Origin of the sequence: Streptomyces sp. NBC_01261 (assembly GCF_036226385.1) — a bacterium.
GTDB lineage: Bacteria > Actinomycetota > Actinomycetes > Streptomycetales > Streptomycetaceae > Streptomyces.
This window is the reverse complement of the sequence record NZ_CP108463.1, coordinates 8,261,453-8,283,370: the sequence shown is the minus strand read 5'-3', so window position 1 is coordinate 8,283,370 and position 21,918 is coordinate 8,261,453. Positions and strand designations below refer to the sequence as shown.

General features: G+C 68.0%; 20 protein-coding genes and 2 pseudogenes. 11 read left to right on the top strand and 11 right to left on the bottom strand.

Annotated elements, in window-relative coordinates:
* Positions 1-53 precede the first annotated feature (53 nt).
* The 3 genes and pseudogenes from OG226_RS36950 to OG226_RS36940 form a co-directional block, all read right to left on the bottom strand.
* A complete protein-coding gene (locus OG226_RS36950; protein ID WP_329351256.1) occupies positions 54-788 on the bottom strand; it encodes a DsbA family oxidoreductase in 735 nt (244 codons plus the stop codon).
* Positions 789-865: 77 nt separating this feature from the next.
* Positions 866-1,357 carry a GNAT family N-acetyltransferase gene (locus tag OG226_RS36945; RefSeq protein ID WP_328684125.1) on the bottom strand — a complete coding sequence of 164 codons (492 nt, stop codon included), beginning with the start codon at positions 1,355-1,357 and terminating at the stop codon, positions 866-868.
* Positions 1,354-1,824, bottom strand: a pseudogene (locus OG226_RS36940) (GlxA family transcriptional regulator); the annotation flags it as partial. The pseudogene OG226_RS36940 and the gene OG226_RS36945, both read right to left, overlap by 4 nt.
* Here OG226_RS36940 and OG226_RS36935 point away from each other — a divergent pair.
* Positions 1,816-2,129: pseudogene (locus tag OG226_RS36935) on the top strand (MFS transporter); the annotation flags it as partial. The pseudogenes OG226_RS36940 and OG226_RS36935 sit on opposite strands and share 9 nt — an antisense overlap.
* Here OG226_RS36935 and OG226_RS36930 read toward each other — a convergent pair.
* On the bottom strand, positions 2,089-2,697 hold the full coding sequence (locus OG226_RS36930) for a DUF1349 domain-containing protein (protein ID WP_328684124.1): 609 nt from the start codon (positions 2,695-2,697) through the stop codon (positions 2,089-2,091). The pseudogene OG226_RS36935 and the gene OG226_RS36930 overlap by 41 nt on opposite strands.
* A gap of 130 nt (positions 2,698-2,827) precedes the next feature.
* The gene (locus OG226_RS36925) at positions 2,828-4,357 is read right to left on the bottom strand and encodes an aldehyde dehydrogenase (NADP(+)) (protein WP_328684123.1); all 1,530 of its coding nucleotides are present in this window, start codon (positions 4,355-4,357) and stop codon (positions 2,828-2,830) included.
* Positions 4,358-4,490: 133 nt separating this feature from the next.
* Between OG226_RS36925 and OG226_RS36920 the strand changes: the two genes are divergently transcribed.
* From OG226_RS36920 to OG226_RS36910, 3 genes are all read left to right on the top strand, one after another.
* The gene (locus tag OG226_RS36920; protein WP_019060609.1) at positions 4,491-5,264 is read left to right on the top strand and encodes an IclR family transcriptional regulator; all 774 of its coding nucleotides are present in this window, start codon (positions 4,491-4,493) and stop codon (positions 5,262-5,264) included.
* 3 nt (positions 5,265-5,267) lie between these two features.
* Positions 5,268-5,741, top strand: a complete 474-nt coding sequence (locus OG226_RS36915; RefSeq protein ID WP_328684121.1) for a GNAT family N-acetyltransferase — start codon at positions 5,268-5,270, stop codon at positions 5,739-5,741.
* An 88-nt stretch (positions 5,742-5,829) separates the two neighbouring features.
* The gene (locus OG226_RS36910) at positions 5,830-7,284 is read left to right on the top strand and encodes a peptidoglycan D,D-transpeptidase FtsI family protein (RefSeq protein ID WP_328684120.1); all 1,455 of its coding nucleotides are present in this window, start codon (positions 5,830-5,832) and stop codon (positions 7,282-7,284) included.
* 88 nt (positions 7,285-7,372) lie between these two features.
* Here the strand turns inward: OG226_RS36910 and OG226_RS36905 are convergent, their stop codons facing one another.
* Positions 7,373-8,824 (bottom strand): NCS2 family permease, encoded by a 1,452-nt coding sequence (locus OG226_RS36905; RefSeq protein ID WP_328684119.1) that lies wholly within the window; start codon positions 8,822-8,824, stop codon positions 7,373-7,375.
* A gap of 264 nt (positions 8,825-9,088) precedes the next feature.
* Here OG226_RS36905 and OG226_RS36900 point away from each other — a divergent pair, with 264 nt between their 5' ends.
* From OG226_RS36900 to OG226_RS51690, 3 genes are all read left to right on the top strand, one after another.
* A complete protein-coding gene (locus OG226_RS36900) occupies positions 9,089-9,655 on the top strand; it encodes a SigE family RNA polymerase sigma factor (RefSeq protein WP_328684118.1) in 567 nt (188 codons plus the stop codon).
* Complete coding sequence (locus OG226_RS36895; protein ID WP_329351255.1) at positions 9,652-10,512, top strand: hypothetical protein; 861 nt, start codon at positions 9,652-9,654, stop codon at positions 10,510-10,512. The genes OG226_RS36900 and OG226_RS36895 overlap by 4 nt, the downstream gene beginning before the upstream one ends.
* Before the next feature lie 241 nt (positions 10,513-10,753).
* On the top strand, positions 10,754-10,990 hold the full coding sequence (locus tag OG226_RS51690) for a polysaccharide lyase family protein (RefSeq protein ID WP_443066938.1): 237 nt from the start codon (positions 10,754-10,756) through the stop codon (positions 10,988-10,990).
* 73 nt (positions 10,991-11,063) lie between these two features.
* On the opposite strand, the gene OG226_RS36885 is transcribed toward OG226_RS51690, so the two are convergent.
* Positions 11,064-12,017 (bottom strand): MerR family transcriptional regulator, encoded by a 954-nt coding sequence (locus OG226_RS36885; RefSeq protein ID WP_329351254.1) that lies wholly within the window; start codon positions 12,015-12,017, stop codon positions 11,064-11,066.
* An 883-nt stretch (positions 12,018-12,900) separates the two neighbouring features.
* On the opposite strand from OG226_RS36885, the gene OG226_RS36880 reads away from it, so the two are divergent.
* Together OG226_RS36880 and OG226_RS36875 are read left to right on the top strand one after the other, a co-directional pair.
* Positions 12,901-13,401, top strand: coding sequence for a hypothetical protein (locus OG226_RS36880; protein ID WP_329351253.1), 501 nt, complete (start codon positions 12,901-12,903; stop codon positions 13,399-13,401).
* Complete coding sequence (locus OG226_RS36875; RefSeq protein ID WP_328684114.1) at positions 13,398-13,772, top strand: winged helix-turn-helix domain-containing protein; 375 nt, start codon at positions 13,398-13,400, stop codon at positions 13,770-13,772. Before OG226_RS36880 ends, OG226_RS36875 begins: the two co-directional genes overlap by 4 nt.
* Positions 13,773-14,493: 721 nt before the next feature.
* Here the strand turns inward: OG226_RS36875 and OG226_RS36870 are convergent.
* On the bottom strand, positions 14,494-15,648 hold the full coding sequence (locus OG226_RS36870; RefSeq protein ID WP_329351252.1) for a right-handed parallel beta-helix repeat-containing protein: 1,155 nt from the start codon (positions 15,646-15,648) through the stop codon (positions 14,494-14,496).
* 285 nt (positions 15,649-15,933) lie between these two features.
* Here OG226_RS36870 and OG226_RS36865 point away from each other — a divergent pair, with 285 nt between their 5' ends.
* Positions 15,934-18,060: a family 43 glycosylhydrolase gene (locus OG226_RS36865; protein ID WP_329351251.1), complete on the top strand. Its 2,127-nt coding sequence runs from the start codon at positions 15,934-15,936 to the stop codon at positions 18,058-18,060.
* Between the two features lie 17 nt (positions 18,061-18,077).
* Here OG226_RS36865 and OG226_RS36860 read toward each other — a convergent pair whose 3' ends face one another.
* Positions 18,078-18,869, bottom strand: a complete 792-nt coding sequence (locus OG226_RS36860) for an HAD family acid phosphatase (RefSeq protein WP_329351250.1) — start codon at positions 18,867-18,869, stop codon at positions 18,078-18,080.
* Between the two features lie 477 nt (positions 18,870-19,346).
* Here OG226_RS36860 and OG226_RS36855 point away from each other — a divergent pair, with 477 nt between their 5' ends.
* Positions 19,347-19,703, top strand: coding sequence for a hypothetical protein (locus OG226_RS36855; RefSeq protein WP_329351249.1), 357 nt, complete (start codon positions 19,347-19,349; stop codon positions 19,701-19,703).
* Between the two features lie 45 nt (positions 19,704-19,748).
* On the opposite strand, the gene OG226_RS36850 is transcribed toward OG226_RS36855, so the two are convergent.
* Together OG226_RS36850 and OG226_RS36845 are read right to left on the bottom strand one after the other, a co-directional pair.
* On the bottom strand, positions 19,749-20,861 hold the full coding sequence (locus tag OG226_RS36850; protein ID WP_329351248.1) for a right-handed parallel beta-helix repeat-containing protein: 1,113 nt from the start codon (positions 20,859-20,861) through the stop codon (positions 19,749-19,751).
* A 22-nt stretch (positions 20,862-20,883) separates the two neighbouring features.
* The gene (locus OG226_RS36845) at positions 20,884-21,918 is read right to left on the bottom strand and encodes a pectinesterase family protein (protein WP_329353627.1); all 1,035 of its coding nucleotides are present in this window, start codon (positions 21,916-21,918) and stop codon (positions 20,884-20,886) included.

Here is a 21,918-nt window from a genome sequence, read left to right as displayed (position 1 = left end):
CGCTTATAGGTCACGGCATGATCGACGGGCGATCGGCCCTGACCAGCACCTTTTCAGGCCTGCGGTACCGCGCACCCGTCGGGGCCGCACGCCTCCGCGCCGCCGTCGCCACCACTGCCGGCCCCGCTGTCGATCAGCTTCAGCGGCGCGTGCTCGCCCCACGCCTGGGTCAGCGCCTGGGCGAAGACCTCGGCGGGCTGGGCGCCGGAGACGCCGTACTTGCGGTCGAGGACGAAGAAGGGGACGCCGTTCGCGCCCAGCTCGGCGGCCTCGCGCTCGTCGGCGCGGACGTCGTCGGCGTACGCGGTCGGGTCGGCCAGCACCTTGCGGGCGTCCTCGGCGTCCAGTCCGACCCCGACGGCCAGCTCGACGAGCCGCTCGTCGTCGCCGAACACGGAGCGCTCCTCGGCGAAGTTCGCCTTGTACAGCGCCTGGATCAGCTCGTCCTGGCGGCCCTCGGCCTTGGCGAAGTGGAGGAGGCGGTGCATGTCGAAGGTGCTGCCGTGGTCGCGGTCGCGGGTGCGGTAGTCCAGCCCCTCGGCGGCGGCCTGCGTGCCCAGGTTGTCCTCACCGGCCTGCGCCTGCGCCTCGCTCATGCCGTACTTCTTGGTGAGCATCTTGAGCACGGGCTGGGTGTCGTCCTTGGCGCGCCCCGGGTCCAGTTCGAAGGACCGGTGCACGATCTGGACCCCGTCGCGGTGCGGGAACGCGTCGAGCGCCTTCTCGAAGCGGGCCTTGCCCACGTAGCACCACGGGCAGGCGATGTCGGACCAGATCTCGACGCGCATTCTTCGGCTCTCTTCAGGACGTACGGGTGAGGCACAGAGGCTCTCTGTCTCCCCCGTGAACGTTCAAGCAGCTCGCTTCATTCCCCCGTCACGACCAGGCGCATCTCCAGGTGGTGACTGCCGTCGGCCGGCTCGGCGGCCCAGCCCTGCCGGACGTAGAAGGCCTGCGCGCGTTCGTTGTCGACATGGACGTCGAGTACGGCGGTCCGCCGACCGTCGGCCCGCCACTGTTCGAGGCAGGCCGCGTGCAGGGCCGTGCCGAGGCCGGAACGCCACGCGTCGGGGTCGACGTGGAACTGGAACAGCGTGACCGTGTCCGCCGGGTCGCCCTCCTGGGTGCGGAAGCAGGCGATGGCGACGATACGGCCGTTCTCGACCGCGCAGAGCACATGGGCGTCGGGCCGCTCGATGACGCCCCGCCAGGCGGCGAGCCAGTCCCGCCCGTCCTCCGGGACGCCGTCGGGGTAGTACGTCGCCCGGGCGCGCGCGTGCAGCGCGGCGACGCGCTCCGCCTCGGCGGGCAGGGCGGTTCTGATCACCCGGTTCGCGATGGCACGGTCTCTGATCACGCAGCGGATGACGTGACCTCGGCCCCTCCGGTTCCCAGGCGGCTGAACCGGGCCCGGTACGCGCTCGGCGTCAGCCCGGTGCGGCGGACGAGGTGGCCGCGCAGGGAGTCCGCCGTGCCCAGGCCGCAGGCGCGGGCCAGCTGGTCCATGGGTTGGGCGGTGGTTTCCAGGAGTTCCCTGGCCCGCTCGACGCGCTGATGGAGCAGCCACTGCAGGGGGCTTACGCCGCTCTCGGCATGGAACCGGCGGGTGAGGGTCCGCGCACTGACACCCGCGTGCCGGGCCAGGTCGGTGAGGGTGAGCGGCTTGTCGAGGTTGCGCATGGCCCAGCCGCGGGTGTCGGCGCAGGCGGTGCCGCGCTCGGGCGGCAGCGGGGTCTGCGTGAACTGGGTCTGCCCGCCCGGCCGTACGGGGGCGACGAGGGCGAGGCGGGCGACCTCGTTGGCGACGGCGGCGTAGTCGGTGCGGGCACGCCCCCGCTCCTGGTGGCCGTACTCCTCGTACCGATGGCCCTGGGCTGCGCCCTCACGGTCCCACCGCTGACCGCCGTGATGATGGACGCGGTGGCGGCGGAGCGTGCGGGCCTGGCGGCCGGAGTCCTCAACTCCGCACGTCAGGTGGCCAGCGGCCTGGGATCGCCGTGTTCGGGGCGCTGGTCTCCGCCGACTTCACGGCAGGCCTGCGAGAGAGCCTCGCGATCAGCGCGATCCTCTTCGCGGTGACGGCCTTCCTCAGCTTCCGTCTCGCAGATCGTCCGGCCAACTGGGCCTGAACTCAAGGTGGTCGTACGTCACGACACACCCCTCCCCCATCGGCGACTGCGTCATGAACCCGACGAGCGCGTCGCCCGTCTCCTTCTCGTCACCGAGGGTGAAGAGCCGGATGAATATCCACTTCTTCCCGTCCCGGGACGCGTGAAAGGCAAACGCCCGCCCGGTCCGGCTGACCCGCAGCCACACCGAACTCCCGTCCACGGCAAAGGAGTTGGCATCATCCGAGTGCCCCCGAGTGACCACCGTGCAGACGGTCGGCACATCGGGCGAATACTCCAGACAGAGCTTGGCCCAGGCCCGCTCTCCGACGTGGACGTACAGCACCCCCGCATCGAAGGACCCCGCGAACCCCACGGTCACCCGGGCTATGAGCTGAAAGTCCCCGTGCGGCGCCCCGAGAAGACGGGGCGCATCGGAAGCGGGGTCCAACCCTTCCCCGGTGGGCGGCACGAACCGATCCTGACGGGGCCCGGCCCACCCGCTGAGCACACCATCGTCGTACGACCAATGCCCGTCGGGCCCGTAAGTCCGCAGGGGAAAGGGCAGTTGGGAGATCTCCAATTCCATCCACTCATCATCTCAGGCCAGGGGGAGGTGTTTTTAGGGGCGCGGGGCTGTGCCGTTTTGCGGCTCCGCCGCGTGGGCGCGACCAGCCACAACGGACCGGCACTCCGTACTCAACCGCACCCCAAAGGCGCTACCGCTCCAAACGCCCGTCATAACGCCGGGGCAGCCCCAGCGGATTACCGTCCCGCAACTCCGACGGCAGCAACGCTTCAGGCGTGTTCTGGTAAGCCACAGGCCGCAGCCACCGCTCAATAGCCGTACCACCAACGGAAGTCGAGGTAGACGTCGTGGCGGGATAAGGCCCCCCGTGATGCTGCGCGGGCGCCACCGCAACCCCCGTAGGCCACGCATTGACCAACACCCGCCCGGCCAACGGCGTCAGCTCTGCCAGGATCTCCACCCCACGCCCCTCCCCGGCCGCCTCCCCCGCCGACAGATGAACCGTCGCCGTAAGATTCCCGGGCAGTCGCGACAACACGGCATGAGCCTGCGCGTCATCGTCGTAGCGCGCCACGACAGTGACAGGCCCGAAGCACTCCTCAAGAAGCAGGTCGTACGCCCCCTCGGACACCAGCTTCTCCGCCGGCACCGTCAGGAACCCGGGACTCACCGTGTGCTCACTGCCCGCGCCCGGCGTCACCGGCGACTCCACCTCGGGCAGCCCGGCCCGCTCGGTGACGCCCGCGAGGAAGTTGTCGCGCATCCGGTGGTCCAGCAGCACCCCGGAGTCCGTGTCGCTGACGGCATCGGTGAGGGACTTGACCAGCCCGTCCCCGGCAGAACCGGACGGCACGAGCACAAGCCCCGGCTTCACGCAGAACTGGCCGACGCCCAGGGTCATCGAACCGGCGAGACCGGTGCCGATCGCCTCGGCCCGCTCGGCGGCAGCAGCCTCGGTGACAACTACCGGGTTCAGGGAGCCCAGTTCGCCGTGGAACGGGATCGGAACCGGTCGCGCCGCCGCCGCGTCGAACAACGCGCGACCGCCCCGTACGGAACCGGTGAACCCGGCCGCCGAGACCAGCGGGTGCTTGACCAGTTCGACGCCCGCCTCGAAGCCGTGCACCAGGCCGAGGACGCCGGCCGGGATGCCCTGCTCGGCGGCGGCCCGGCGCAGCACGCTCGCGACCAGCTCGGACAGGCCGGGGTGGTCGGGGTGCGCCTTGACGACGACCGGGCAGCCGGCGGCCAGCGCGCTCGCGGTGTCTCCGCCGGGAACCGAGAAGGCGAAGGGGAAGTTGGAGGCCGAGTAGACGGCGACGACGCCCAGCGGCACCTTGTAGCGGCGCAGGTCCGGGATCGGCGGGGTGGCCGTGTCGTCGGGGTGGTTGATGACCACGTCGAGGAAGGCGCCCTCGTCGACGATGTCCGCGAAGGCCCTCAACTGGTAGCAGGTGCGGGCGAGTTCGCCGTTGAGGCGGACCGGGCCCAGCGCGGTCTCCGCGTCGGCGACCTCGACCAACTGGTTCTTGGCCGCTTCGAGCTGGTCGGCGGCACCGCGCAGGAAGGCGGCACGGACCGTACGGTCGGCGAGCGAACCCCGTGCCGCGTGCGCGGCACGGACGGCGGTGTCCACCTCCTGGGCTGTGGCCTCCACCGCAACCTGTTCACGCTGCTTCCCGGTTCGGGGGTCGACACTCCAGACTGGTGCTGCTGCCACCGCGGGTCCCTCCACACATGTAATGCCGCAGTTCTGGGTCATTCACCAGGGTCGTTCGATATGCTGAACGCTGTCTCTGATGATGAATATGCTCTCGGAGACTATTTCCCGTCGAACGAAGGGGTCAAGGGCGATGTCGGCAGGCGAGACAGGCGGCGGGGCACAGGTCAAGTCCGCGGTGCGGACGGTGGAGCTGCTCGAATACTTCGCGGGCCGGCCCGGTATGCACTCCCTCGCGGCGGTCCAGGAGGCCGTCGGATACCCCAAGTCCAGTCTCTACATGTTGCTGCGCACGCTGGTCGAATTGGGCTGGGTGGAGACGGACGCGACGGGCACGCGATACGGAATCGGCGTACGGGCACTGCTCGTCGGCACCTCCTACATCGACGGCGACGAGGTCGTGGCGGCGGCCCGTCCGACGCTGGACCGCCTCTCCGACGACACCACGGAGACCATCCACCTGGCCCGCCTCGACGGCACGAACGTGGTCTACCTGGCCACCCGCCAGTCCCAGCACTATCTACGGCCCTTCACCCGCGTCGGCCGCCGCCTCCCGGCGCACTCGACCTCGCTGGGCAAGGCGCTGCTGAGCACCTACTCCGACGAGCAGGTCCGCAAGATGCTCCCGGAGACGCTGCCCGCCCTCACCGAGCACACGATCACCGACCGCGAGAAGCTCATCGAGGAACTCCACCAGGTCCGCGACCAGGGCTTCGCCGTGGACCGCGAGGAGAACACGCTGGGCCTGCGCTGCTTCGGCGTCGCGATCCCGTACCGCACCCCCGCGCGGGACGCGATCAGCTGCTCGGTGCCGGTGGCCCGGCTGACGCCCGCGCACGAGCAGATGGTGAAGGACGCCCTGTTCGACGCCCGTGACCGACTGACCCTCGCCACCCGGAGGCTCTGAACCATGCAGGTCGCACTCCGTCCCGTCCACGACAGTGATCTGCCGGTCTTCTTCCGGCTGACGAACGACCCCGAGTCCGTCCGGATGGCCGCCTTCACCGCGAAGGACCCGACCGACCGGGACGCCTTCGACGCCCACTGGAAGCGCATCCGCGCCCTGCCCGGCGTGCTGAACCGCACGGTCCTCGCGGACGGCGACGTGGTGGGCAACGTGGCGGTCTACGGGGAGCCGGACGAGCGCGAGGTGACGTACTGGATCGACCGCGCCTACTGGGGCAAGGGCATCGCGACGGCCGCACTGCGCGACCTCCTGGCCGAGGCGCCCGAACGCCCGGTGCACGCGCGCGTGGCGGCCGACAACGAGGGCTCGCGGCGCGTGCTGGAGAAGTGCGGCTTCGTCGTCGACGGCCACGACCGGGGGTTCGCGAACGCGCGGGGCGAGGAGATCGACGAGCTGCTACTGACGCTGAGTTCGTGAACACTCGTCGAGCCGGCTTCATGAGCGCTCGATGAGAAAAGCGCCGTAAGGGAACGATTCGTTCCCGTCCGGTCGTCTTCAGAGCGGGATGAACAAGACGATCAGGCGCACCTCCGTCTTCGTACTGCTCCTCGTTCTCGCCCTCCTGCTGCGGGCGACCTGGGTGCAGTTCTACGACGGCCAGGCACTCGCGGACGACAAGGACAACCGGCGGAACGCGATCGAGACGTACGCGGACCCGCTCGGGAACATCATCGTGGCCGGGAACGCGATCACCGGCTCGGCGCGGACGGGGAGCAGCGATCTCGCGTACAAACGCACGTACACGGACGGCAAGCTCTACGCGGCGGTGACGGGCTACGCCTCGCAGAGTTACGCGCCGACACAGCTGGAGGGGATCTACGCCGATCTCCTCGACGGCACGGACAGCAGCCTGAAGACCGCCATGGACACGGTCACGGGCGAGCGGGCGGCCCCGGGCAACGTGGTCACGACGATCGACCCGGATGTGCAGAAGGCGGCGTACGACGCGCTCGGCGACAAGAAGGGTGCGGCCGTCGCGATCGATCCGACGACCGGCAAGATCCTCGCCGTCGTCTCGACCCCGTCCTACGACCCCTCCGCGCTGACCGACGCCAACACCGCCGCGTCGGCCTGGAAGCAGCTCACCGCGGACTCCGACAAGCCGCTGACCAACCGCGCGCTGCGCCAGCCGCTGCCGCCCGGTTCGACGTTCAAGCTGGTCGTGGCGGCCGCCGCGCTTGAGGACGGCCTGTACTCCTCGGTGGACGAGAAGACGACGAGCCCCTCGCCGTACACCCTGCCGGGCACGGTCACGAAGCTGACGAACGAGAGCGCCTCCGCGCCCTGCGAGAACGCCTCGATCCGGGTCGCGCTCCAGTACTCGTGCAACACCGTGTTCGCGAAGATGGCCGTCGACCTGGGCCAGGACAAGGTCAAGGCGATGGCCGAGAAGTTCGGCTTCAACGACGACAAGCTGGACATCCCGGTGCGGGCGTACCCGAGTGTGTACCCGTCGAACATGAACAAGTCGTCCACGGCCCTGACGGGCATCGGCCAGTACGACGTGACCGCCACCCCGCTCCAGATGGCCATGGTGTCCGCAGCCATAGCCAACGACGGCAAGCTGGTCTCCCCGCACATGGTGTCCGAGACCACCGACAGCGGCGGCGATGTGGTCCACAACTACGACGACAGCACGACGACGAAGCAGATCGTCAGCTCGCGCACGGCCCGGCAACTCCAGTCGGCGATGCAGACGGTCATCACGGACGGCACCGGCACGAACGCCGAGATCGCCGGTGTGACGGTCGGCGGCAAGACGGGTACGGCCCAGCACGGCGAGAACAACGACCAGTCGCCGTACGCGTGGTTCACCGCGTACGGCAAGTCCGACTCGACGAGCAAGCAGGTCGCGGTGGCGGTCCTGGTGGAACAGTCCGACGCGGCGAGGTCGGAGATCAGCGGCAACGGCCTGGCGGCCCCGGTGGCCAAGGCAATGATGAAAGCGGCGCTGCAGTAACGCCGTTGTCTTTTGTCTTTCAGGGGCGCGGGGAACTGCGCGACCAGCCACGACGAACCGCAAGCCGACCGCGCAGCGACCTCTACTTCTACTTCACACCCAGAATCTGCTCAACAGGGTCAATCGCGAAGTACACCAGGAAGAGCGCCGACACCCCCCACAGCAACCAGTTGACCTCCTTCGCCTTACCGAGCACCGCCTTGATCACGACGTAGGAGATGAACCCGGCACCAATCCCGTCAGTGATCGAGTACGTGAACGGCATCGCGGCGATGGTCAGGAACGCCGGAATCGCGATCTCGTACTTGTCCCAGTCGATGTGCTTGACGTGGGTCATCATCAGGAACCCGACGGCGATCAGCGCGGGCGCGGCGGCCTGCAACGGCACGATCGTGAGCAACGGCGTAAGGAACAACGCGAGCCCGAACAACCCCCCGGTGACCAGATTCGAGAACCCGGTCCGCGATCCCTCACCGACCCCGGACGCCGACTCGATGTACGCGGTGTTGGAGGACGCGGACCCGATCCCGCCGGCGACGGCGGCGGCCCCGTCGATGAACAGGACGCGCCCGATGTTCGGCACCTGTCCATCGTCGTCCAGCAGACCGGCCTCCGCGCTGATACCGACGATCGTGCCCATCGCGTCGAAGAAGTCCGACAGGATCAGCGTGAAGATCAGCAGGATGACGGTGATCGCGCTGGTCTCGCCGAACGCGCCGAACAGGCTGAAGTGGCCGATGAGTCCGAAGTCGGGCGCGGCCACTATCTTGTCCGGCACCTTGGGGGTCATCAGGCCCCAACTCTTGATGTCGGCAACGGAGTTGATGATGATCGCGAGGACGGTCATCGTGACGATGCTGATCAGGATCGCGCCCTTCACCTTCCTGGCGAACAGCGCGATGGTCAGCAGGACACCGAGACAGAAGACCAGAACGGGCCAGCCGGTGAGATGACCGACGGCGCCGAGCTGCACGGGGACGGTGGTCTCGGCGGCGTCCGGTATACGACTGACGAAGCCGGCGTCGACGAAGCCGATGAACGCGATGAACAGGCCGATGCCGACGCCGATGGCCTGCTTGAGCTGTTGCGGGATCGCGTTCATGATCGCCTCGCGCAGCCCGGTGAGGACCAGCACGCAGATGAGGACGCCCTCGATGACGACGAGGCCCATCGCGTCGGGCCAGCTCATCAGCGGCGCCAACTGGAAGGCGACGACGGCGTTGAGGCCGAGGCCCGCGGCGATGGCGAGCGGCAGGTTGCCGCCGACGCCCATGATGACCGTCATCACGCAGGCCACCAGGGCGGTGGCGGTGACCAGTTGGCCGGTGTCGAGGGTGTGCCCGAACTTGTCCTTGGCGCTGCCCAGGATGATCGGGTTCAGGACGAGGATGTAGGCCATCGTGAAGAACGTGGCGAAGCCGCCGCGTATCTCACGGCCGAAGGTGGATCCCCGTTCGGAGATCTTGAAGAACCGGTCGACACCGTTCGACGCCGGTGGTTCGGCACTTGGCCGGTCGGGCACCTTCTCTGACTCGGACATGCGGGTACTCCTCGTGGCTTCGATGATCGGTGCGCGGATGCTGGCTGGATTGTTCCCGCGTTGAACCTGTTTCAGGTTTTCCCCGTGTTACGGAATCGAGGTCGGCCTGCCAGTCGGTGGTCGACCTGTCAGACGCCGTTCGAAGGTCCGTACCAGATCGGCCAGTTGATCACTGCTACGCTTCCGGATCTCGCGGGGGTCATCCCCGAACAAACACGTGTCATCTACATGACACTCACAAACCGCAGCGAGGAGAGGTCCGCCGTGGGCACAGTCGTCGACGACGCCGCCTCCGAGGAGTTCCACGCCTTCTTCGAACGCCACTACGCCGAACTGTCCCGGCTCGCCCACCTGTTGACCGGTGAGGCGGACGCCGCCGACGATCTCGCGGCCGACGCGCTGCTCGCGCTCTGGCACCGCTGGGACCGCGTGCGCGCCGCCGACCATCCCGCGGCCTACGCCCGTGGAGTCGTCGCCAATCTGGCCCGCACCCGGATCCGCAGCGCGGTGCGCGAGCGGCGACGGGTCGCCCTGTTCTGGTCGCAGCGCGAGGAGAAGACCGAGAACCCGGACGTGGCCGGCGTGGTCGACGTCCAAGAGGCCCTGCGCAGGCTGCCGTTCCGCAAGCGGGCCTGTGTCGTGCTGCGGCACGCGTTCGACCTGTCCGAGAAGGACACCGCGCTCGCCCTCGGTGTCTCCGTCGGTACGGTTAAGAGCCAGACGTCGAAGGGCATGGCCGAGCTGCAACGTCTGCTCGGCCCGCAGAGCCCCCCGCTGCGGATGCACGCGGCGCTGGCACGCGGCGGCGAGACCGGAGGGAGGACCCGATGAGGCACCAGGACGTGCACGACGACGAGTTGATCGCCCGGCTGCACCAGGCGGCCGAGGCACACGAACCCGACCGCTCCCGCATCCTGGCCCGGCTCGAACGCGGCATGGCCGCACAGTCCCGCCCCGACCACCGGGCCACCCGGCCGCCCGTGTTCGGCTGGGTGCGGGTGGTCAGCGCCACGGCCGCGGTGGCGAGCGTCCTCGCGATCGGCGGCTACGCGGTGGCGTCCGCGGTGAAGAACAACACCCCCGCCGAGCAGACGGTGTCCGTCTCACCGACCCCGACCCCCACGCCGTCACCGGACGCGACGAGCCGTACGCCCGTCAAACCGGTTGCCCCGAGCCCGAGTTCGGGTTCCGGCGACACCTCGCACAGCTCCCCCGAGGCGGGCACCTCCCCCACCGCCCCCGGGACCGCCGCACCCTCCGCACCCCCCGCGCTGCCGGCCGCCTCCGGTACCCAGGACGGCCCCCTCTGGTCGGACGGTTCGATCGACCCGGGCAGCAACGACTTCTGGGCACAGAGCGACATCACCCTCAAGACGACCAAGCAACTCACCGCACTCACCGTCCAGTTGAAGGTCAAGCTGACCGCCGGGGTCACCTCCGCGGGCGCCTGGCGCTCACTGCCCGAGCAGGACTTCACGCAGACGGTGACGGAGCGGGGCGCGTTCCTGGTCTACACATGGGTACTCAAGGAGGGCCGTACCGTCGCGGTCGGGGACTGGGTCTTCGCCGGCCAGTACAACCATGCGCGCGGCGGCCGGGACGCCAAGGACGACAGCTACTCGGCGGCGGGCACGGCAGCCGGCCAACAGCTCGCGGTGAAGGGCGACTTCGCGGCGCAGAAGTCGTAGAGAGAAATGCCGTAGAGGGAAATGTCGATCTCACGGCAACCCTGCACCCGGACGGCAGGTGGCTCACGGCAGGCGGTACGACGTCACTCCACACCCTGACCATCACAGCCGACCCGTCCACCGCGTCGACGCCATGGCGCCTCGGCAACTGGGACGGCACACCGGGCGAGTTCAAGAACGCCGACCTGACGACGTTCGCGCGTCCTTCCCGGCGTACATCGACGCCCGCCCCCAAGTAACCGTGAACGACTGGGTATCGACGATCCCCGCCCCACCCACCCAGCCCACGACCCGCGATCTCACCACGGGTTCCTACCGCGGAAACAACCACACGTTCGTTTTCAACGTCCTTTCCAGTGCGTGGAGTTCGGACACGACGCAGTACGACGTCCTGAAGATGAAGACCATCAGTGGTTCGACAGGCTCGGGCTTCCTCAGCCCAGGCACGTCGTTCGACTGCGTAGACCTGCTGACCTGAGCCCCCCCTCGGTCAGCAGAGCAACGCCCCTGCCGGTGACGATCGGTGGGGGCGTTGCGTTGTGCCCTGGATCTCAGGGACTCGTGCGCCCCGGCGTCCGGACACGCAGAGCCCGGACGGACCAGTCGAAGACGGGAGCCAGGCTCTCAGGTGCCGTCCACCCGTTGACCACCGCGAGCAGCTGGAGATATCGCTCCCTGCGGGGGTCGTTGACGCTCTCCAACCGAGTCGCCAGCCGGTGGCGGAGCTCACTGTCGTCGGGGCGGCCGAGAAGCTGGGCGTAGTGCGCCGTGAACGACGCGACGAACGGATCGGCCTGGGGTGAGGCCGGCTCGATGCCAGCGGTGAGGGCCGGGCCGGCCTGGTCCCGGACGGCTACGGCGATGTCGCGGATCGGGACCGTGGTGTCACTCCTGGCCTGCTCGGCTGCCTGTTCTTCGGCCATCTTCCGCATGGAGACGCGGAAGCCCGGGTCCAGGGACAGTTCGGCCAACTCCACCCACGCCTGCACCTGTTCGGCCTCCGGATTGTCGGGCAGTTCGGGGGTCATCGAGCGCATGACCCCGGCCAGTGCGGGGGCGGCGGCGTCGAGACCGCCGAATACGGCATCGAGGAACTCGCCGATCAGACGTCGGCGTTCGTGCTCGGAGAGCTGGGCCAGCCGGTGCATGAGTTCCGTCTCCTCAGGTGTCGCCCCACGCTCGGCCACCGCCGTCATCACCGCGTGCCGCAGTCGCAGGACCCGGATCTGCACCGCCAGCGCTTCGGCGTGCGCCACGGCGACCTCGGGCAGCGAGAGCTCACGGTCCACGACTTTGCGGATCGTGGCGAGGTCAAGTCCCAGCTCACGCAGGGTCCTTACGAGGTCCAGGCGTGCGACAGCATCGATGCCGTAGAGGCGGTAGCCGGCCGGGCTGCGGTCCGTCGGCGCCACAATCCCGCGATCGGAGTAGAACCGAACGGTCTTGACCGTGAGCCCGGTCCGCCGAGCGAGTTCACCGATCGAGTAGAGCGTGTCGCCATCCATGCCGCCCACCTTTACGTCTCCCCCTACGGGAGACTCAAGCTCCTTCGCCCGCCGACAGCCGTCTCAAGGTCGGCAAGGACGACCGACGAATGCTCGCGGCCATCAAGTCCGGCCACTCTGAACGGGTTTGACATGTTGTGGGTGTTGTCGAGGATCTTCGGGAGCTGGGTTTTGCTGGCCAGGAAGGAACGGTCAGCCCCCGCGCCTGGTGAGTGTCGTCGGCCGTCTTTGGCCACTGTCGAGCAACCTCCGGCGCCCGGGAGACAGCCCATGCCTGCCCGCTCATCGACCTGCCTCGCCTCTGCCACTCGGTGATGGCACGCGTCTGGCACGACCTCTTCGTCGTGAACTGCGAGCTGAGCCGTCGCTGACGCCTCTTCGGGCTATCGGCCGGCCTGCTCGGCGTTGCTCCTTGGAAGGCCCTCTTGCTGTGGTCACTACACAGCTTACTCTTGACTGCCATGTACTTTGCATCGCAAAGTTAACTCTCGGCGGGCGGCCATCTGGCGATCCGCTCACGAGCGCTGCCAGAGCACCGGCTACAAGGGGGACAGATGGGGACATCCGCACTGAGCAACACGGGATCAGAACCGAGGGCGACCGCGGCCGCCTTGTTGGCTGCGACGGAAGGCGCCTTCGAGCGAGGACCCGTACGCAGACCAACGGAGCCTGGACTCTCCTCCTTGGCTTCGGGCTCCTTGCACTGGCGGCCGTTCCGGTCGCCCGGTACGCCTTCAACTTCGGAGCCCATGGGCGCTACATCGGGTCCTATCCGGCCTTTGCCTCCGCCGAGCTGACCGGCCTGTGCGTCGTCCACGAACCGGGCACACCCTGCCTGAAGGGCGAGTTCGACGGAGCCGTCCTGCGCTTCGCGGCATGGGGCGTGTGGTTCGCGCTCCTCCCCCTCGCATGGTTCGTCTTCGCCCGCTGGTACCGCCTGCGCGGCGAGGCCCGGGGCGTCGTCCCGCGGCGCGGCATGTGGGTCCGCGTGACCGCCGCGACCACCACTGCGATCACGGCAGCTCTGGTGGCGTTGCTGTTCGGCAAGGACCAGCCGTGGGAGGCCGTGCTGCTGGAGAACAGCTACGCCTCCCCGTGGTACCTGGTCGGCATCGGACTTCTCGCCCTCGGCATTGCCGAACGCAGTTGGATCGCCGCAGCGGCCGGCATCGCTCACGCCCTGCTGCTCACGGGGTACCTAGGAGCCTCCTGGGGTAGTGGATGGCTTCCCTGGCAGCACCCCACCCATCCCGGCTGGGCCGACGGACCGCAGGTCAAGGCCTTTCTGCTCGCTGCCGTCCTGCTTCTCGCCGGTCTGTGCGAGTGGACAGCGGTCCGCCGCGGCGCGCCCGGTGTCGGAGCTGCGGGTACGGTCGCCTCATGAGCGTCGAAGACTCGACCGCTACGCAGCACGACCAAGAGGAACCGCATCCAACCCAGGCGCTGGACGACACCGTCCACCAGCGCGTGCGGCTCGGTGTCCTCACTGTTGCCCGCGAAGCCGACCGGGTCGAGTTCAGCTTCCTGAAGAAACAACTGGCCGTCACCGACGGAAATCTCTCCCGGCACCTGAAGGTGCTGGAGGAGTCCGGAATGATCACGGTGGAGAAGGGCTACGCCGGTCGACGCCCCCGAACATGGGTATCCCTCACCCGTGAAGGTGCGCGGGCCCTGGACGCCGAACTCAGGGCCCTACGTGCACTCGTGCTACGCCTTGATGCTCCCGGTCTCGCGCCCGGCACACCCGACGCGTGATCACCGCTTTGGGAGCGAGGTTGGGCGACCACGCGTGTGATCTGCGGATTCTCTGTCTTGGACGGAGTCTGGCCGTGCCCACCCCTGCCCACCCTGATTCCCCGCGAGTTCCCGTCTGTTCCGGCACGAGAGTGGCACGGCCAGGGCCGAACAGATGCCCGAGAGTGTGGACCGCGACGTCCTGGAGCATCGGATCATCGCTGCTCTCAGGCATGGCCCGCGCACGGCCCTCCCTGAACGGTCATGAACGGGGCTGGCCGTGAAGGCTGCACGGGCGTAGACGCGCCACCTCGTCGTGCCTGATATGCCTCCGCGTCCTGCGGATGAGCGTCCTACGTGTCATCGGCTCTGCACCCACCAGATGATCACAGCCACGGTGGCCGAACCTACGGCAGCCCCAGCTCCGCGGACGGACGCGAACAGCGCGGCGTGTGCGAGTCGTCGGCCGCTTCTCGATCCACCGGTACGACCAGTGCATCTCGGCCGTGATGGTCTTGATGCTCCCCTCGGGGAACTCCTTCGTGGCTGCCTCCAGCGCCGCGTCGACGGCCGCGTTGTAGGCCGCCTTGAGCCGAGCCTCGCCCACCGTGGAGTTGGGGGTCTGGAGATCGAAGTCGAGCGTGATCGTCAGATGCTTCGGCGCGGGGTCCTGTGCTACGGGTGCCTCCCCTGGTGACGTACGGGATCGTCAGTATGGGGGCGGAGTTCACGACAAGGCACGTCAGTTCATCGTCGCGCCGATCGTCGTAGACCCCGTCGTCAGAAACGTCGTCGTCGGCAGCGTCCCGCTCGACGACCTGGCCCCGTACGCGGTAGTCGCATCCGCCGACTTGAAGGACGGCGTGGCGACCCCGCCGTCCCAGTTGTTCGCCGCGGAAACCGCCCCCGAACCCAGCGTGTCCGATCCCCCCTTGTTGCCGACGGCGAGGTTGCGCGCCAGGCGGGACTTGCTCGTGGCGAAGAAGAAGCCGGACTCCGTGTTGGCGTACGCGGTGTTGCGGTTGAGGATGATCGCGCCGGTGTTGGAGTTCTCGGTGAAGCCGTTGAGGGTGTTGTCCCAGGCGGCGTTGTCGTTGACGACGTGTGCGACGGAGACGCCTCCGCCGCCGAGCTTGAAGCCGTTGCCGTTGCCTTCGAAGGCGGAGTCGTTCCAGCGGTTCTTGCCGTTGCCGAAGGCCCAGGAGTGTTCGATGGCGACGGGTGAGGAGAACTGCCAGAGGTCGAGGCCGTCGTCCGAGTTGTTGTAGAGGCGGGCGCCGGTGACCTTGTTGCCGGTGCCGGAGCCGAACTTGATGGCGATGCCGTCGGCGTTCTGGCCGTGCCCGGCGGCGTCGTAGTTGCCGTAACTGTCCAGGTTCTGGACGAGGTTGTTCGTGGTGCCGTCGCCGCGCAGGGTGAAGCCGGAGTCGCCGTTGTTCGCGGTCACCAGGTTCTTGAAGATGCCGCCTACGGAGGACGTGGCTACGAAGCCCTGTGCCGGGGAGTTCTGGAAGGTGAGGTTCTGGACCGTCCAGTAGTCGCCGTAGATACCGGCCAGCCACTGGCCCGCGGGCAGCTTGGAGCCGTCGATCTTCACCTTCTCCGTGCCGTACGCCTTCAGCGTGATGCGGGCCGAACTGGTGCCGTCCGCCGTGGACTTGAGGGTCGCGGCCGGGGTGTAGGTGCCCGCCCTGACCTGGATGACCGTCCCCGCCGTGGCGTTGGCGACGGCCGACTCCAGCTGGGTGGTGGTGGACACGGTGACCGTCGACGAAGCGGCTTGCGCACCACCGCTGTTGAGGCCGAGGTAGACGCCGCCCGCCCCCGCGGCGACGGCCACCGCGGCGGCGATCGAGAGGGTGCGGGTCCTGCGGTGGCGTCCGGTGCTCGTACGCACGGGGTTGGTTCCTTTCCTGGATGACGAGGACGAAACGGGCCGGAGGGGCCGCCCCGGCCCGTTTCTGATCACTGGTCGCCGCCGTGTCCGGAAAGGGTTGCCGCGCGCACGGGAAAAGCACGGGAAAGCGCGGGGGTACCTCCGGGGAAGAAGCGAAACTTTCGATTCCCCCCTGGCGCACCCGCATCGATTGACTCACCGCACCTCACTGGTGACACTCCGAAAGATCATCTCCCTGCCTGCACCCCACGCCCGACTCCCGCGCCCTCACCCAGGAGCACGCCCGTGACCCACCCCCAGTACGCCGGCTACCTCTTCGTCTACTTCACCGGCGACGACACCGCCGACGACGAGCAGATCCGCTACGCCCTCAGCCGCGGCAACGACCCTTTGCACTGGCGGGAGTTGAACGGTGGGGCACCCGTACTGACCTCGACGATCGGCGAGAAGGGGCTGCGCGACCCGTTCGTGATCCGCTCCCCCGGCAGCGACACGTTCTACCTCGTCGCCACCGACCTGCGCATGTACCGGAACAGCAGCGGCACTTGGGACGACGTCCAGCGGCACGGCAGCAGGTCGGTGATGATCTGGGAGTCGACCGACCTGGTCCACTGGACCGACCAACGGTTGGTGCAGATTGCCCCGGACAACGCGGGCAACGCCTGGGCGCCAAAGGCCTGTTGGGACGACTCGCTCGGTGAGTACGTCGTCTTCTGGGCGTCGAAGCTGTACGGCGACGACGACCCCGACCACACCGGCTCGACCTACAACCGCATGTTGTACGCGACCACCAAGGATTTCCGCACCTTCAGCGCGCCGCAGGTCTGGAACGGCCCCGACCACTCCGTCATCGACTCAACTGTGCTGAAACACAGGGACACTTACTACCGCTACACCAAGGACGAACGCGACCCGTCCTCCGACTCCCCCGGCTCCTCCGACTCCCCCTGCTCCAAGTTCATCACCGCCGAGAAGTCGACCTCGCTGACCTCCCCGTCGTACGACCTCATCTCGGAGTGCATCGGCAACGGTGCGATCAAACGCGGAGAAGGCCCCACGGTGTTCAAGTCCAACACCGAGGAAAAGTGGTACCTGTTCGTCGACGAGTACGGGCTGCGCGGTTACGTCCCCTTCGAGACCATCGACCTCGACTCCGGCGGATGGACCCCGTCCACGGACTACCAACTCCCGGCAAGTCCCCGACACGGCACGGTACTTCCGGTGACGCAGACCGAGTACGACCGACTGCTGGCCGCGTATCCGGCGACACCCACCTCGGTCATGGACGCGACGACACACGGACAGTTGGGGTACGCGGTCGTCACCGAGGCCTCCTCGAAGGTCGTGCTGCCCATGCAACCCGACGCGGAGCTGGGGCACTTGGCGCCGACCCTCGCCATCGGCGCGGGCGCGACGCTCACTCCGCCCTCCGGGACGACACGCGACTTCCACACCCAACAGCAGTACACCGTCACGGCGGCGGACGGGACCAGCCGGACCTGGACGGTGGAAGCGGTGCCGACCCGAAGTCCCGTGCTGCCGGGGCTGACCGCAGACCCGGACGTGCACTGCCTCGACGGCCAGTACTGGATCTACCCCACGAGTGACGGCTACGCGGACTGGGGCGGGCCGAGTTTCAAGGCGTACTCCTCAAGGGACTTGGTCCACTGGCGGGACCACGGAGTCATCCTCGACCTGGGGACCGACGTCACCTGGGCCGACGAGCACGCATGGGCGCCGGCGGTCGCGGAGCGGAACGGGAAGTACTACTTCTACTTCTGTGCCGAGCAGCAGATCGGGGTCGCGGTGGCGGACTCGCCCGCGGGCCCCTTCAAGGACGCGCTGGGACAACCCCTGGTAGGTAAGGAGGAGTTGGCGGGCCAGATGATCGATCCTGCCGTCCTCACCGACGACGACGGGCAGTCGTATCTCTACTGGGGCAACGGGCACGCGTACGTCGTGCCGTTGAACGACGACATGACGTCGTACGACGCGACGAAGGTGCAGGACATCACGACGGGCGACTTCCGTGAGGGGTCCTTCGTGGTGAAGCACAAGGGGACTTACTACTTCATGTGGTCCGAGGACGACACCCGCAGCGAGGACTACCACGTGGCCTACGCGACGGGACCGTCCCCGCTCGGTCCGTGGACCGAGCGGGGCACGATTCTGTCCAAGAACCCCGAGTACGGCGTCCTGGGCACCGGCCACCACTCCGTGGTGAACGCGCCGGGGACCGACGACTGGTACATCGTCTATCACCGGTTCGCACTGAACGGGCCAGGAAAGCCTGGTGGGGACGGCACGCACCGGGAGACCACGATCGACCGCCTGCGGTTCGCGGCGGACGGGACGATCCGGCCGGTGGTGCCCACCCTCGGGTCAGTCGGACCCATGAAGATCGGCCGGTGAAGACCGCCCGGTGAGGATCAGCTGACGAAGTAGGTCGGGTTCGGGATCTTGTACGTCTTGTCGGCGTAGCCCCCGTCGAGGTCCGAGTACTGGTCGCCGAAGTTGGCGATGATGTTGTACCCGAGGTCCTCGATGTGCTTCCGGGTGCCGGACTTGTACTGCACGGTGGTGCAGGTCCAGGTACCGGCGGTCGCGCAACCGCTCAGGTACGACGGCGGGTTGGCCGTGTTCTTGAGGAACATGTGGTCGGCGTCTAGGTTGACGTCGGCGCCGACCTTCTTCAGGTTGTCGACCGCGTAGGTGCGCTGCGCCTCGGTCAGACCCGAGTTGTAGAACACCGTGACGCCCTTGGACGCGGCGTACTTGACCAGCGCGGGGGTGCCGAAGACCTCCGGGCGGTTGGCCTGGGCGACGTAAGCGGCCCAAGTGGCCGAGCTGTAGCCGTAGTTGTTCTTCTTCTCGTAGTCGAGGCTGAGCAGCAGCGTGTCGTCGATGTCGAAGACGACCGCCGGCTTGGCGCCCTTGTGGTGCTTGTGGACGGCCGCGTCGATGTACTTCTTGGCCGACGCGTCGATGCGCGCCAGGTCCTTGGCGTACGCGCTGGTCGCCGACGCCTGGTACACGCCGCTGCTGTCGAGCGTCGTGCCGTAGTAGGTGTCGATGTCCTTCGTCAACAGGCCGATGTTGTACGGCTCGTGCGTCGAGTTGGCCGTCGACTGGCCGGCGGTGGCGACACCACTGCCGTACAGGGCGGCACCGGCGACGACACAGGCGGCGCCGAGGGCGGCCGCTCTAAGGGACTTCCGCATGGAATCTCCGGATCTGGTTCCGATGGGTGATGCACCAGGTCACGGACTGTCTACGCGCATCACACGCCAGACGCGAGGACCTTTATGCGATCGATACACAACGCACAGGACGGGGAATTACCGGCGCATGGGCTCCAGTTGACCTTCCCTTGGTCGGCTTCCCCTGCCGTCGTGCACGCGACTGCGAACGGGGGAACGCGCGATGGCTGACGGCAAGGACCCGGCCGAGGTCCTCGACATCAGGACCGCCAGGCCCTGACCTCACTGGTGAGTCCCTCAACGGGCTGCGCGTGCCCTGGGGAAACGGCAAGCAGGGCAAGGAGTTCGACGACTCCTACACGCCGTTGCAGAAGAAGATCGGGGGCGCTGCGGGCACGCCGGTCGGACGATGTGCGGGGCCCGGCCCAGCAGAGCACGTCGTCGAGCATCCACAACAACACCGGTGGCGTCGCCCCCGCTCTCGCAGGAAGGTTGTCCATGAAATTCGTCGCGGCGGACTGGGATCCCGAGGTGCCCGGATTCCGTTTGGATGCGCACGCCTACCTGGCCGAACTGCCGCGCCTGAGCGCCGACCTGCCCCCGAGCGCCCTGTCCTTCGCCACAGACCCCGGGCAGTACGACATTGCGGGCGCCATCCGCTGTGTGAAGGATCTCGAACTGGCCGGCGTCCATCTCGCCACCGACAAGAGTGGCGGGCTCGTCCTGGAGTTCGCGCCCGACAAGTTCAAGCACGACTCCGGCCTGGCCTTCGACGGCCGCCTCGCAGCAGGCCAACTCTGGCCACACCAACCCCAGTTGCACCGCTCGCTTTACAGACCCGGCGACAGGGGCTGACGTGGGCCCGGCCCGGGAACGTCCGAACCGGGCCCACCGTACAGGTCAGTTCATCGTCGCGCCGATGGTCGTGCTCCCCGTCGTCAGGAACGTCGTGGACGGAAGCGTGCCGCTGGACGAGCGGGCGTTGTACGTCGTCGACGCGTCCGTGGAGATGAAGGACGGGGTGGAGATGCCGGAGTCCCAGTTGTTGCCGGACGAGGTCACCGCGGAACCCTTGCTCACCGAACCGCCGCCGTTGCTCACCGCGAGGTTCTTGCCGAGTTTGGCGGAGCTGGTGGCGAAGTAGTAGCCCGAGCCGCCGTTGGCGTAGGCGGTGGTGCGGTTGATGACGATGGCGCCGGTGTTGGAGTTCTCGGTGAACCCGTTGCCGGCGTTGCCCCAGGCTGCCGAGTTGTTGACGACGTGGGCGACGGTGACGCCGTTGCCGCCCAGCTTGTAGCCGTTGCCGTTGCCCTCGAAGGCGGAGTCGCCCCAGCGGTTGATCCCGTTGCCGAAGGACCAGCTGTGCTCGATGGTGACCGGCGAGGAGAAGGACCAGAGGTCGATGCCGTCGTCCGAGTTGTTGTACAGCCGGGCGCCGGTGACGAGGTTGCCGGTGCCGGAGCCGAACTTGATGGCGACCCCGTCCGCGTTCTGGCCGTGCGTCGCGGCATCGTAATTGCCGTACGAGTCAAGGTTCTTGACCGTGTTGTTGACGGTGCCGTCGCCGGTGAGTGTGAAGCCGGAGTCGCCGCCGTCGATGGTCTTGACGTTGCTCCAGTTGGTGCCGGTGCAGGACTGGCAGACGACCGCGCTGTCCGGGGAGTTCTGGAAGGTGAGGTTGGAGACGTTCCAGTAGTCGGCGGTCAGCTTGAAGATCCAGGACCCGGACGGGAGCGACGAGCCGTCGATCTTGACCGTCTCCGAGCCGTACGCGGTGAGGGTGATCGGTGCGGAGGAGGTGCCGTTGGTCGTGGACTGGAGGGTGGCCGTCGGGTAGTAGGTGCCGGCGCGAACCTGGATGACCGTACCGGCGGTGGCGTTCTTGATGGCGCTGGTCAGATCGGTGGAGTTGCTGACCACGACGGTGGCCGCGTGTGCCGGGGTGGCGATCACGGCGAGTCCGAGCGAGGCCGTGGTCGCGGCGAGCGCGGTGAAGGTGCTGATACGACGCATGACGTGCGGGTCCTTTCGTCGATCAGAGTGGGCGGACGGGTCGCCAGTCACCGAGGTAGGCGGCAGGGGTGTGCAGGTCGGCCTCGGCGGGCGTGAGTTGGGGCCGGTTCTCCGGGACGGTGATCACGGAGCCCGGTCCCGTGTTGCGGTACTCGTGGAAACGCATCGACTGCCAGGGATAGGCGTCGCGCATGTTCGTGTAGGGCGCGACCGGGTCGATGCCGGGCCCGATCCGGGTGTCCCGCACGACGAGGGACGGCCAGGCCGTCGTCTCGTACGACGGGACCCACGGCCGGGCCAGCTTGTACGCGGCGTCCTCGGCGCCGGAGGTGATCCGCGAACGGACCGCGAGGATGCCGTGCGGGTTGGCGCGGGCGGTGGACGGCGCGAAGACCATGCCCTTGGGAGTGAACTCCACATCCCGCTCAAGGGTGTTGAAGTGACAGTCCGCGAAGACGGCGGTGGCCCGTCCGAAGACGAAGTCGACATCTCCCTCGATGTAGCAGCGGGAGTAGCAGTGCCGGTCGAAGACCTCCAGCGCGCTGGTGTCCGCGAACAGGGTGTCCTGGTGGGCCAGTAGCCGCACGTTCGTGAAGTACGAGCGGTCCCCCGTCACATACGCCGCCACCGCCTGCGTCCCCGTGATCTCCGGATGGTCCGCGCGCAGCCAGTCGTTGGCGAGGGTCAGGTCCCGTACGGTCAGCCCGGGCGCCGCCGACGTGAAGGTCGCGGAGCCAGCCGTCCCGTACGTCCCCGAACCGTCCGGCCGCTGCGTCCCGTTGGCGTTGTCGTAGACGATGACGACGTCCCGCGGATCGCGCGTGGCACCGCGCAACGTCAACTCACCCGCCCCCACAGGCACGTTGACGACCTCGCGGTACGTCCCCGGGTGCACGACGATCGTCCAGCCGCCGCCCTCCACCGCGTCCACGGCCGCCTGCACCGACTCACCCGGCCGGACGTGCAGGACACGACGACGGTCGAGCGCTACGGCGGACCCGGCACCGGCGGTCACCAGACCACCGGTGAGCCCGGTCAGAAGGGTGCGTCTGCGCAG

Coding starts and splice junctions, on each gene's coding strand:
- OG226_RS36895 (WP_329351255.1), top strand. CDS start 9,652: ATGAGGCACCAGGACGTGCACGACGACGAGTTGATCGCCCGGCTGCAC.
- OG226_RS36855 (WP_329351249.1), top strand. CDS start 19,347: ATGAAATTCGTCGCGGCGGACTGGGATCCCGAGGTGCCCGGATTCCGT.
- OG226_RS36850 (WP_329351248.1), bottom strand. CDS start 20,861: ATGCGTCGTATCAGCACCTTCACCGCGCTCGCCGCGACCACGGCCTCG.
- OG226_RS36910 (WP_328684120.1), top strand. CDS start 5,830: ATGAACAAGACGATCAGGCGCACCTCCGTCTTCGTACTGCTCCTCGTT.
- OG226_RS36885 (WP_329351254.1), bottom strand. CDS start 12,017: ATGGATGGCGACACGCTCTACTCGATCGGTGAACTCGCTCGGCGGACC.
- OG226_RS36920 (WP_019060609.1), top strand. CDS start 4,491: ATGTCGGCAGGCGAGACAGGCGGCGGGGCACAGGTCAAGTCCGCGGTG.
- OG226_RS36905 (WP_328684119.1), bottom strand. CDS start 8,824: ATGTCCGAGTCAGAGAAGGTGCCCGACCGGCCAAGTGCCGAACCACCG.
- OG226_RS36860 (WP_329351250.1), bottom strand. CDS start 18,869: ATGCGGAAGTCCCTTAGAGCGGCCGCCCTCGGCGCCGCCTGTGTCGTC.
- OG226_RS36915 (WP_328684121.1), top strand. CDS start 5,268: ATGCAGGTCGCACTCCGTCCCGTCCACGACAGTGATCTGCCGGTCTTC.
- OG226_RS36950 (WP_329351256.1), bottom strand. CDS start 788: ATGCGCGTCGAGATCTGGTCCGACATCGCCTGCCCGTGGTGCTACGTG.
- OG226_RS36875 (WP_328684114.1), top strand. CDS start 13,398: ATGAGCGTCGAAGACTCGACCGCTACGCAGCACGACCAAGAGGAACCG.
- OG226_RS36930 (WP_328684124.1), bottom strand. CDS start 2,697: ATGGAATTGGAGATCTCCCAACTGCCCTTTCCCCTGCGGACTTACGGG.